The organism is Streptomyces sp. NPDC022910 (assembly GCF_055561075.1).
On record NZ_JBVHHL010000008.1, the window covers coordinates 1 to 11790 of the forward strand.

An 11790-nucleotide genomic window follows, 5' to 3' on the forward strand; every position below is an offset into this window, starting at 1 on the left:
GTCGCACCGACGTCCGACGTACGCGTCGTCGTCATCGACTGCACCGACACCGGGGCATCACCACCCACCGCCACAGATCCGACCTGGATCTGCCGGCTCTTCCGGCGTTCGGCGAGCTTGGTCGGAACGGACGGCATGCCGAGTGAAATCGCAGTCATCTGCTGTGCAACCCCAAGTTGTGGATCAAGGTCCGGTCCCGGAACGGCGGGCTCCAAGGCCTGAGATTACGCCACGGGCGTGGACGCCGGCACATCACGGTCCGTGGACCCACTCAATGGGCGGCGGCCGGGAAGGGACTCTTCCCGGCCGCCGCCAACTCCCGATGGCTAGGAGATTTTCACCGGGTTAACCACGTCCGCGATCAGCACCAGAATGGTGAAGCACACGAAGATCCCGGCCACCACGTACGCGACCGGCATCAGCTTCGCCACGTCGAAGGGGCCCGGGTCGGGGCGGCGCAGCACCCTGGCCACCGCGCGCCGCAGCGACTCCCACAGGGCACCCGCGATGTGCCCGCCGTCGAGCGGGAGCAGCGGAAGCATGTTGAACAGGAAGAGGGACAGGTTGAAGCCCGCGACGAGCAGCAGCATCATCGCGAGCTGCTGCGACGGCGGGATGTCCAGGGTGAACACCTCACCGCCGACACGGGCCGCGCCGACCACGCCCATCGGGGAGTCCGGCTCACGAGGGGCGTTGCCGAAGGCCGCGTCCCACAGGGCGGGGATCTTGCCCGGCAGGGAGACCAGCGACTCGACGCCGTTCTCCATCATGTCGCCCATCCGCTGCACGGACTGGTCGAAGGACTGCTGGACGATGCCGGTTGCGGGCGTGAAGCCGAGGAAGCCGGCGTACACGTACTTGCCCTCGACATAGCCGCCGTTGCCGTCCGTCTTGCTCACCTGGTTCCTGATCAGGTGGGCGTGCAGGTCGACCTTCTGGCCCTTGCGCTCGACGGTGAGCGTGACGTCCTTGCCGGGGTTGGCGCGGATGTCGGACTGGAGGGTGGACCAGTCCTTCACCTGCGTGCCGTCGAACGCGACGATCTTGTCGCCCGGCTTGAGCCCGGCGGCCTGGGCCGGTGCGGCCGGGTCGTCCTTTCCGCACTTCGTGCGATTGTCGCTCTGCTGGATGACGCAGTCGGAGACATTGGAGACCGTGGTGGTCTGGGTCTGGACGCCGAAGGTCATCATCACGCCGAGGAAGACCGCCACGGCGAGGACCAGGTTCATGAAGGGACCCGCGAACATGACGATGACCCGCTTCCACGGCTTGCGCGTGTAGAAGAGGCGCTTCTCGTCACCGGGCTGCAGTTCCTCGAAGGACTGCGCCCGGGCGTCCTCGATCATCCCGCGCCACGGTGAGGTCGAGCGGGCCTCGATCCGGCCGTCCGGGCCCGGCGGAAACATGCCGATCATGCGGATGTAGCCGCCGAGCGGGATCGCCTTGATGCCGTACTCGGTCTCGCCCTTCTTGCGCGACCAGATGGTCGGGCCGAACCCGACCATGTACTGCGGCACCCGGATGCCGAAGAGCTTGGCCGTCGACAGATGCCCCAGCTCGTGCCAGGCGATCGAGACCAGCAAGCCGACCACGAAGACGACTATGCCGAGGATCATCATCAAGGTCGTCATGCACGAGCCTCCGCAATTGCCGTCTGAGCCGTCAGTTCCCTGGCCCGGGCGCGTGCCCAGGTCTCCGCTTCGAGGACGTCCGCGACGGTCAGGGAAGTTCCCGTTCGAGGTGTGCCGTGCTCCTCCACCACGCGGGTGACCGTGTCCATGATCCCGAGATACGGCAGGGTGCCGTTCAGGAACGCGTCGACGCACTCCTCGTTTGCCGCATTGAACACCGCCGGGGCCGTGCCCGCGAGCTCTCCCACGTGCCGGGCGAGTCCGACCGAGGGGAACGCCTCGTTGTCGAGCGGGAAGAACTCCCAGGTCGACGCGGTGGTCCAGTCGAAGGCGGGTGCCGCGTCGGGCACCCGTTCGGGCCAGCCGAGTCCGATGGCGATCGGCCCCCGCATGTCGGGGGGCGTCGCCTGCGCCAGTGTCGATCCGTCCGTGAATTCCACCATCGAGTGGACATACGACTGCGGGTGCACGACAACCTCAATGCGGTCGAAGGGAATGTCGTACAGCAGGTGCGCCTCGATCACTTCGAGACCCTTGTTCACCAGGGTCGCCGAGTTGATCGTGATGACCGGCCCCATCGCCCAGGTGGGGTGGGCGAGGGCGTCCTCGGGAGTGACGTTCGCCAGCTCGGCCTTCGTCCGGCCGCGGAACGGACCGCCGGAGGCGGTGACGACGAGTTTGCGCACGTCGGCGCGGGTACCGGAGGCGAGGGCCTGGAAGAGGGCGGCGTGCTCGGAGTCGACCGGGATGATCTGGCCGGGCTTGGCCAGGGCCTTCACCAGCGGGCCGCCGACGATGAGCGACTCCTTGTTGGCGAGCGCGAGTGTGCGGCCCGCCTCCAGGGCGGCGAGGGTGGGGGCGAGGCCGATCGAACCGGTGATGCCGTTCAGGACGGTGTGGCAGTCGGAGGCGGCGAGGTGGGTGGCCGCGTCGGGACCGGCGACGATCTCGGGGAGGGGTTCGCCGGGGCCGTACTGTGCGCTCAGGGCCTCCCGCAGGGCCGCTACGACGTCCTCGCGCGCCACCGCGACCGTGCGCACCCGCAGGCGGTGGGCCTGCTCGGCGAGCAGTCCGACCCGGCCGCCGTTGGCGGAGAGCCCGGTGACCTTGAACCGGTCGGGGTTGCGCAGCACGAGGTCGACGGCCTGGGTACCGATCGAGCCGGTGGAGCCGAGGATCACGACGTCCCGCACTCCGTCCACGGGGTCGAAGACGAGATGGGGGTCGGCAAGAGGGGCTGGACTGTCGCTCATCCCTCCATTGTTGCCGCACCGTGCGACCGGGAGGACAGGGTGTCCCTCGAGCGTGTGGCATATCGGCCTCCGCTGCCGAATGAAGCGGATGCACCCTCTGTGAAGCCAGAGTGAAGATCATGCGATAACACTTCATTCCCGGTCGGCGGACGACCGGCCGATGAACGACACCCTGGGGGGATCTCCATGCGCATACGCGCTGCCTTGCCCGCGCTCGCGGGCGCCATCGCCCTGGCGGGCACGGCCTTGCTGGCCACTCCGGCGCAGGCCGCCGGAGGAGTGACCATCTACCACGTCTGGTTCGACAGTCCCGGCAAGGACGACCGCTCGAACAAGAGCCTCAACGCCGAATGGGTGCAGATCAAGAACAACGGCTCCTCGGCGGTCTCGCTGAAGGGCTGGATCTGAAGGACGCCTCGAACCACAAGTACACGTTCCCCAACGTGAAGATCGGGGCGCACAAGACGATGAAGGTGCACACCGGCCGGGGCACGGACACGACGGCGGACAAGTACCAGAACCGCCGGGCGTACGTCTGGAACAACACGAGCGACACGGCGACGCTCACGAAGGCGAACGGCTCGAAGGTCGACGCCTGCTCCTGGACGACGCGGGACCCCAGCGACAAGTACTGCTGAGCTGTTGGGCCGCTCGGGGCTGCGCGTCGTGCGTCGGCCGGGGGGCCGTCCTTGGCTGGTCGCGCAGTTCCCCGCGCCCCCACCGGGGGGCGCGGGGACAGGTGTCAGCGGATCGGCCGGTGGACGTTCTCCCGGAGCGACGGGCCGGGGGTCGCATCCGCGATCCACGGACCCTCGCCGGACGGGTCGACGACGCCCTCCTCCAGCCATTCATAGGTACCGGACAGGACGCCCTTGACCACCTTGCGGTCGAGGTCGTCCGTGTTGGTCCACAGCCGGCCGAACAGTTCGTCCACACGGATGCGGGACTGCCGGCAGAAGGCGTCGGCAAGCTGGTACGCCTCACGCCCGTGACGACCGGTCCTGCGCATATGCTCGGCCCGCACGCAGGCCGCGCTCATCGCGAACAGCTCGGCGCCGATGTCCACGATCCGGCCCAGGAAGCCCTGCTTGGTCTCCATGCGGCCCTGCCAGCGGGACATGCCGTAGAAGGTGGAGCGGGCGAGCCGGCGGGCGCTGCGCTCGACGTACCGCAGGTGCGACGAGAGGTCGACCTCCTGGTGGAACTCGCCGTACGCACCCGGGATCTGACCCTGCCCGGCCACCAGCTTCGGGAGCCACTTGGCATAGAAGACGCCGGCGTTCGCACCCGCCTTCGCCTTGTCGGCCAGAGTCTTGTCCGGGTCGATCAGGTCACCGGCCACGGACAGATGGGCGTCCACCGCCTCGCGTGCGATCAGCAGGTGCATGATCTCCGTGGAGCCCTCGAAGATGCGGTTGATCCGCAGGTCGCGCAGCATCTGCTCGGCCGGCACCGCCCGCTCCCCGCGCGCCTCCAGCGACTCCGCCGTCTCGAAGCCGCGTCCGCCACGGATCTGGACCAGCTCGTCGGCCATCAGCCAGGCCATCTCGGAGCCGTACAGCTTGGCGAGGGCGGCCTCGATGCGGATGTCGTTGCGGTCCTCGTCGGCCATCTGCGACGACAGGTCGACGACCGCCTCCAGGGCGAAGGTCGTCGCCGCGATGAAGGAGATCTTCGAGCCGACCGACTCGTGCAGCGCGACCGGCTTGCCCCACTGCTCACGCGCTCCCGACCATTCGCGGGCGATCTTCAGGCACCACTTGCCCGCGCCCACGCACATCGCGGGCAGGGAGAGCCGGCCGGTGTTCAGTGTGGTCAGCGCGATCTTCAGGCCGGCGCCCTCGGGGCCGATGCGGTTGGCGGCCGGGATGCGGACGCGGTGGAAGCGGGTGACGCCGTTCTCGAGACCGCGCAGGCCCATGAAGGCGTTGCGGTTCTCGACGGTGATGCCTTCCGACGCGGCTTCGACGACGAACGCCGTGATGCCGCCCTTGTGCCCCTCGGACTTCGGGACGCGCGCCATGACGACGAGCAGGTCGGCGACCACGCCGTTGGTGGTCCACAGCTTCACGCCGTCGATCACGTAGTCGTCCCCGTCGGGTACGGCCGTGGTGGCGAGGCGGGCAGGGTCGGAACCCACGTCCGGCTCGGTGAGCAGGAACGCCGATATGTCGGTGCGGGCACAGCGGGGCAGGAACGTGTCCTTCTGCCCCTGGGTGCCGAAGATTTTCAGCGGCTGCGGTACGCCGATCGACTGATGCGCGGACAGCAGGGCGCCGATCGCGGGGCTCGCGGATCCGACCAGAGCGAGTGCCTTGTTGTAGTACACCTGGGTGAGGCCGAGACCGCCGTACTTCGTGTCGATCTTCATACCGAAGGCACCGAGCTCCTTGAGCCCGTTGATCGTCTCGTCGGGAATCTGCGCCTCGCGCTCGATGCGGGCGGAGTCGATCTGCGTCTCGCAGAAGTCGCGCAGCTTGGCGAGAAACTCCTCGCCGCGCTGTACGTGCTCGTCGGCGGGCTGCGGGTGGGGGTGGATGAGGTCGAGCCGGAAACGGCCGAGGAACAGCTCCTTGGCGAAGCTGGGCTTGCGCCAGTCCTGATCGCGCGCGGCCTCGGCGACCTGACGGGCCTCGCGCTCGGTCACGGTGGGCTTGGGAGTGGGGGCTGTTGGTGCGGACATGAGGCTCACCTCGCCGCGAATCGGGGTCTTATGGGGCGTACGCCGATCAAGCTGCCGTACGACGACCAAGGGCGCCGTACGGCGATCTTGCGGGCGTACGTTACTGACCGGTGCTACTCGATCGTTGGTACCCCAATCCGGGCGCGGTCACCAGTCCTCGCGCAACCACCCGCCCGGGAAAACGCCCCAACCGATGTCCACCGAGCACGCCTTGGTGTCAAGTCGACCTGTGCCCCTGAAGCGCCGGCGTTGCATCGGGGTCCTTCCGAGGGGACGGTTCGGGTGCGCCCCTTCAGTGGCCGCCGGGTGCCCGGGAGGTTGCCACGGCCCTCTCGGGAATTTCGCGTCGAAGCGCTTCGACAACCTATGGACAGCCCTCCCCCCGTCAAGCTACTGTCGAGCCACCCTCACACGCCCCCCCCCTTTAGCAACGCGCACACTGTCGAAGCGCTTCAGTCACGCTTGGAGAGCTGGATGGTCACCCTAGCCGAGGTCGCCCAGCACGCCGGAGTGTCGGCGAGCACGGTGAGCTATGTCCTCAGCGGCAAGCGGTCCATCTCCGCGACCACCCGGCAGCGGGTCGAGCGGAGCATCCGGGAGCTCGGCTACCACCCGAACGCCGGGGCCCGCGCCCTGGCGAGCAACAAGTCGAACATCGTCGCGCTGATGGTCCCGCTGCGCACGGACATGTACGTGCCGGTGATGATGGAGATCGCCATCGCCGTGGCGACCACCGCGCGCACCCACGGGTACGACGTCCTGCTGCTCACCGGCGAGGAGGGCCCCGACGCGGTGCGCCGGATGACCGGCAGCGGCCTCGCCGACGCGATGATCCTGATGGACGTCGAACTCGACGACGAGCGGCTGCCGCTGCTGCGCGAGACGGACCAGCCGTCGGTGCTCATCGGACTGCCCGCCAGCACCTCCGGACTGACCTGCGTCGACCTCGACTTCGGGGCCACCGGGGCGTTGTGCGCGGAGCACCTGGCGACGCTGGGACACCGTGACATCGCTGTCATCGGCGAGGCGCCCGCCGTCTACGAGCGGCACACCGGTTTCGCCGAGCGCACCCTCGAGGGCCTCAGGTCCCGCTCCCGCGAGCTTGGACTGCGCGTACTGCACCGCCCCTGCGAGGGCGGATACGACGCGATGGCCGTGACCCTGGCCCGGATCTTCGACGAACGGCCGGGCACCACGGGGTTCGTGGTGCAGAACGAATCCGCGCTCGAGCCGCTGCTGGCGCTGCTGCGCCAGCAGGGCCGTGCCGTGCCCGAGGACGTCTCCGTGATCGCCGTCTGCCCGGACCAGGTGGCCACGCAGGCGTCGGTGCGGCTGACGTCCGTCGCCATCCCCGCGCACGAGATGGGGCGGCGCGCCCTCGAACTGCTCGTCGCCAAGCTGGACGGGTACGGAACGGACGAAGTGGTGCTGCTCGCACCGGAGCTGACGGTCCGGGCGAGCACCGGCCCGGCTCCGACCGCGCCCTGAGCCGGTCTTTCGGACCGGTCCGCCATGCCCCGCCGGGGCACCCGACGACCCCACTCCTCCAGGCACCCCCCGGGCACATTCCCGTCTTCCAGGCACTTCGCGGTCCGCACTCCTCCAGGAGCACCCCTCGTGAATCAGCCTGCCGAAAACCAGCCCCAGGTCAGTCTCGCCCAGTCCTCGCCCACCGTCGGCACGTTCCGAGAGCGGGACGGGGCGCTGGAGTGGAGCGGCCGCCAGGAGACCGTACGCATCGAGCCGTGGGGGCCGGACGCCGTTCGCGTGCGGGCCCGGCTCGGCGGCCCGGTCCTCGACGGACTGCCGGGCGCCCTGCTCGCCGATCCGCCGGCCGCCGAGTCCTCCGTCAAGATCGAGGCCGGGCGCGGGCGTTTGACGGTCGGCGGGCTCACCGTCGACGTGGACGCCGAGGGACTGGTCCCCGGCGGGGACCGGCCGCACTCCTCCCTGTGCCGCGGCTCAGCTGCTGCTGACGGTCAGACTGTTGGTGGTGAAGTCCAGGCCGCCGGAGGAGGACGTGATCTCGTAGCCGAACTGCACGTCACCGATGGTCACGTTGCCGAACCAGCCCTTGGTGTCCTTGATCCCCTTCAGGATCGGCAGGACGTCGACGGTGCCGGGGCTGGAGTTCGAGCTGCGTACGAACGAGAAGACGTCGTTCGCGCCGTTGTTGCCCTTGTAGACGGTCCAGGTGCTGCCGCCGAGCGTCACGCTGCCAAGCGAGGTGCCGAGAGGACCGACGGCTCCGGTCTTGTTCACCCAGAGCATGACCTCGTACTCGTAGCCGGTGTCCCAGATGTCGTACGAGGTGTTGTACGCGCCGGACGACGGGACCGTGACGTTGTAGCTGCTGGTGAGTGAGGAGAGGGAGGTGATCGACTTGTTGATCACCTTCTTGGCGTCGGGGTAGGACTTGATGCCGCCGGTGTGCGGGTGGTTGGCCCAGACGCCCCAGTTGGTGCCGGAGTTGGTCCAGATGCACCATCACCTCGCCGGCCGGATTCGCCGAGCTCATCGCCCGAGCCGGCACCCCAGTTCACCTGGCCACGCCGGAGACCGAGTTGGACGCGGAGCTGTTCACGGCGGTGACCGAGGAACTCGGCGATGTCGTCCTCGGCCCTCCCGGCATGACCCCCGCCGACCTGGACCGCCTCGGCCAGTAGCGGCGGACACCCGCCTTGGTCGTGATCGGCGAGCCCTGCCGGCGCCGAGGCCGCCATCGGCAGGACGATGACAGAACGCCCCGGAAACACCCTGCGGTAGGCGCCGTCGGCCCCGCGATCGCGGGGACAGTTCCGCGGACTTCACCAGCACGCAGCACAACGTCATGCTCGCCCCCGCGCCCGTCCTCGAAGCGACAACGGCCGGAGCCCCCGCACAGCGGGCTCCGGCCGTCGGCATGAAGGTGGCGTCAGAGAGCGAGGCCCGTGAGGACCAGCACACGCTCGTAGGTGTAGTCGTCCATCGCGAACTTCACGCCCTCGCGTCCGACGCCGGACTGCTTGGCACCGCCGTACGGCATCTGGTCGGCGCGGTAGGAGGGAACGTCGCCGATGACGACGCCGCCGACCTCGAGGGCGCGGTGCGCACGGAAGGCGACCTGGAGGTCGTGTGTGAACACGCCCGCCTGGAGGCCGTACTTGGAGTCGTTGACCGCGGCGAAGGCCTCGGCCTCGCAGTCCACCTTCTGCACCATGAGGACGGGCCCGAAGACCTCCTCGCAGGAAATGGTCACGTCGGCCGGCACGTCGGTCAGGACGGTCGGCGCGTACGAGGCGCCGACCCGCTTGCCACCGGTCAGGAGATTGGCGCCCGCGCCCACGGCCTCGTCGACCCAGGTCTCCACGCGCTTCGCCGCGTCCTCGCTCACCAGCGGACCGACGTCCGTCGCGTCGTCGGAGGGGTCGCCGGTGACCTGCGCCTCGACGGCGGCGACGATACGCGGCAGCAGCCGGTCGTAGACCGACGCGTCGGCGATCACGCGCTGCACGGAGATGCAGGACTGGCCGCCCTGGTAGTTGGAGAACGTGGCGATGCGGTGGGCGGCCCGGTCCAGGTCCTCGTCGCTCGCGTAGTCGGCGAGGACGACGGCCGCGCCGTTGCCGCCGAGCTCCAGGGTGAGGTGCTTGCGCGGCACCGAGTCCATGATCGCGTAGCCGACCTTGTCGGAGCCCGTGAAGGAGATGACCGGCAGACGCTCGTCCTGGACCAGGGCCGGCATGCGGTCGTTGGTGACCGGGAGGATCGACCAAGCGCCGGCGGGCAGGTCGGTCTCGGCGAGCAGGTCACCGATGATCAGGCCGGACAGCGGGGTGGCGGGCGCCGGCTTGAGGATGATCGGGGCGCCGGCGGCGATGGCCGGGGCCACCTTGTGGGCGCACAGGTTCAGCGGGAAGTTGAACGGCGCGATGCCGAGGACCACGCCCTTCGGGAAGCGGCGGGTCAGCGCCAGACGGCCCTGGCCGCCGAGGTCGGTGTCCAGGCGCTGGGCCTCGCCGCCGTTGAAGCGACGGGCCTCCTCGGCCGCGAACCGGAACACGGAGACGGCACGGCCGACCTCGCCGCGGGCCCACTTGACGGGCTTGCCGTTCTCGGCGGAGATCAGCTGCGCGATCTCCTCGGTGCGCTCCACGAGCCGCTTCGAGACGTGGTCGAGGGCGGCGGCGCGGACGTGCGCCGGGGTGGCGGCGAACTCGTCCCGCACGGCGTACGCGGCGGCCACGGCCTCCTCGACCTGGGCCTCGGTCGGAACGCTGACCTTGCCGACGAGCCGTCCGTCCCACGGGGAGGTGACGTCGAAGTGGGTCTCGCCGGTGGCCTGACGGCCGGCGAGCCAGAAGGCGTGGGTGGAGGTCATGGTCGAGTCCCGGCCCTTCCGAGGTTGATGAAGTTCGTGGTCCACGGTAGGGCCGGGGCGGCGGCGGGTCGTTTGTCCGGGGAGGAGTAGTGCGATGCGGGGGTTCTACGGGTTGTACAGCCGACGCCCGGTGGCCGTCACTCCCCCGCCGCCGCCGTCGCCTTGAGCGCCAGCCACAGCTCCATCCGTACGTCCGGATCGTCGAGCGAGCGCCCCAGGATCTCCTCGACCCGTCGCATCCGGTAGCGCAGCGTGTGGCGGTGGACGCCGAGGTCGGCTGCCGCCGCGTCCCACTGGCCGTGACGGGACAGCCAGGCCCGCAGCGAGGCGACCAGGTCGCCCCGTCCCGTGGCGTCGTGTTCGCGCAGGGCGCGCAGCAGGCCGTCGGCGAAGGCGCGCACCGCGTCGTCCGCGAGCAGCGGCAGGACCGACCCGGCCGCCAGCTCCTCGTGCTCGACCATCGACCGGCCGCGCCGCCGGGCCACCGACAGCGCCTGTTCGGCCTGCTTGTAGGCGGCCGCCGCGGCGATCGGCCCGGCGGGCGCCGAAAGACCCACCACCAGCTCGTCCTCGTCAGCGGCCGACTGCTCCAGGGTCGAGGCCCGCGCCGCCTGCACCGCCAACGCGTACTCCTGGCACGCGGCGACGGCCGCGCCCCCGTCCACCGCGAGCACCACGAGCCGCTCTCCGTCGGGCACGACCAGGACCGGCTCGCCGGAGCGCGCGGCGGCGGACTCCACGGTCTCGGCGAGCCCGCCCAGTGGATCGCCGCTCGTGTCGGCCGCGGCGAGCGCCGCGGCGGTGGGCGGCGCGGGTGCCACGCGCGCGTGCCCGTCGGCGTGCGCCCGGGCCGCCGACGCGGACGCCGACTCGGCGAGGATCAGCCGGAAGGGAGCGTCGAGGAGCTCGCCGTACAGGTCCCCGGCCACCGCCCGTGCGTGGTCCGGCTCCCCGGCGAGCAGCATGCGCAGCACGGCCGCGCCGATCCGCTGCTCGGCGGCGTGCAGGGACCTGGACCGCTCGGTGGTGAGGGTCAGCAGGGCGATCGCGGAGTGGACCGCGTACCGCTCGGCGGTGCCCAGTGCGGCCGCGGTACCCACGGCGAGCGCGGCGCGCGGGCGCCGTCCGGTGCCGAGGGAGTGCAGCTCGACCCGGTCCTCACCGCTCGGCCCGCCGACCACGGAACTGGCCGGCGCGGGCCGCTCCCGCAGCCGTTCCACGTCGGCGGTGAGCCGTGCGGCACGCCGTGCGGCCCACTCGGGTGCGGCGGCGACGACGGCGCCGGAGGCGTCGTACAGCGCGGCCCAGCCGTCCACCTGCCCGGCGAGGGCGGCGAGCAGCCCCTCGGGGCCGTCGTTCAGGGACTGCTTCGTCAGCTCGCGCTGGGCGGCGAAGCCGGCGGTCACGGCCCGGTACTGGTCGGCCGCTATGGCGGCGGAGACGGCCTTGCTGATGGCGAGGAAAGGGGTGCGCCGGGGTACCTCAAGCAGCGGCAGCCCCTCCTCCTGCGCCGCGTCCACGAGTGCCTTCGGGATGTCGTCGTAGTTCACGCCGACGGCGAAGCCGAGCCCGACGACGCCCGCGCCCACGAGCCGCTTCACATAGCGGCGCATGGCCTCGGGGTCCTCCGCGTCCAGCTTCAGCGCCGTGATCAGCAGCAGTTCGCCACCCTCCATGTAGGGCACCGGGTCGGCGAGCTCGCTGACGTGCGCCCAGCGGACAGGGACGTCCAGGCGGTCCTCGCCCGCGCGCACGGTCAGCTTCAGCGCGGAGTGGTGGACGAGCGAGGCGAGCGTGGGGGGCATGAGGCCTTCAGGTCTGCACGGGCCGGCGGTTCTCCACAGAATCCCTGACAGTCACGGA

General features: G+C 70.3%; 7 protein-coding genes and 3 pseudogenes. 3 read left to right on the forward strand and 7 right to left on the reverse strand.

From position 1 onward, the window contains the following. From ACZ3TS_RS10145 to dxr, 3 genes are all read right to left on the reverse strand, one after another. The coding region (locus ACZ3TS_RS10145) for a flavodoxin-dependent (E)-4-hydroxy-3-methylbut-2-enyl-diphosphate synthase (protein ID WP_355901023.1) at positions 1 to 158 on the reverse strand (158 nt) is incomplete at its 3' end. Positions 159 to 326: 168 nt separating this feature from the next. Then, on the reverse strand, positions 327 to 1631 hold the full coding sequence (locus ACZ3TS_RS10150; protein ID WP_467615741.1) for a M50 family metallopeptidase: 1305 nt from the start codon (positions 1629 to 1631) through the stop codon (positions 327 to 329). Further along, positions 1628 to 2884, reverse strand: coding sequence for a 1-deoxy-D-xylulose-5-phosphate reductoisomerase (dxr, locus tag ACZ3TS_RS10155; RefSeq protein WP_467615743.1), 1257 nt, complete (start codon positions 2882 to 2884; stop codon positions 1628 to 1630). The genes ACZ3TS_RS10150 and dxr overlap by 4 nt, the downstream gene beginning before the upstream one ends. 186 nt (positions 2885 to 3070) lie before the next feature. Here dxr and ACZ3TS_RS10160 point away from each other — a divergent pair. After that, positions 3071 to 3522, forward strand: a pseudogene (locus ACZ3TS_RS10160) (lamin tail domain-containing protein). 104 nt (positions 3523 to 3626) lie between these two features. Here the strand turns inward: ACZ3TS_RS10160 and ACZ3TS_RS10165 are convergent. After that, the gene (locus ACZ3TS_RS10165) at positions 3627 to 5567 is read right to left on the reverse strand and encodes an acyl-CoA dehydrogenase family protein (protein ID WP_467615744.1); all 1941 of its coding nucleotides are present in this window, start codon (positions 5565 to 5567) and stop codon (positions 3627 to 3629) included. A 474-nt stretch (positions 5568 to 6041) separates the two neighbouring features. Between ACZ3TS_RS10165 and ACZ3TS_RS10170 the strand changes: the two genes are divergently transcribed. Next, entirely contained in the window at positions 6042 to 7055 is a 1014-nt protein-coding gene (locus ACZ3TS_RS10170; protein ID WP_467615746.1) for a LacI family DNA-binding transcriptional regulator, read from the forward strand. A gap of 129 nt (positions 7056 to 7184) precedes the next feature. Continuing rightward, positions 7185 to 7490 (forward strand): annotated as a pseudogene (locus ACZ3TS_RS10175) (glycoside hydrolase family 31 protein); the annotation flags it as partial. Positions 7491 to 7529: 39 nt separating this feature from the next. On the opposite strand, the pseudogene ACZ3TS_RS10180 reads toward ACZ3TS_RS10175, so the two are convergent. The 3 genes and pseudogenes from ACZ3TS_RS10180 to ACZ3TS_RS10190 all read right to left on the reverse strand — a co-directional run. Then, a pseudogene (locus ACZ3TS_RS10180) lies at positions 7530 to 8051 on the reverse strand (GH12 family glycosyl hydrolase domain-containing protein); the annotation flags it as partial. A 430-nt stretch (positions 8052 to 8481) separates the two neighbouring features. Next, on the reverse strand, positions 8482 to 9927 hold the full coding sequence (locus ACZ3TS_RS10185; RefSeq protein ID WP_467615748.1) for an aldehyde dehydrogenase family protein: 1446 nt from the start codon (positions 9925 to 9927) through the stop codon (positions 8482 to 8484). A gap of 137 nt (positions 9928 to 10064) precedes the next feature. Beyond that, positions 10065 to 11732, reverse strand: a complete 1668-nt coding sequence (locus ACZ3TS_RS10190; RefSeq protein WP_467615750.1) for a PucR family transcriptional regulator — start codon at positions 11730 to 11732, stop codon at positions 10065 to 10067. Positions 11733 to 11790 lie beyond the last annotated feature (58 nt).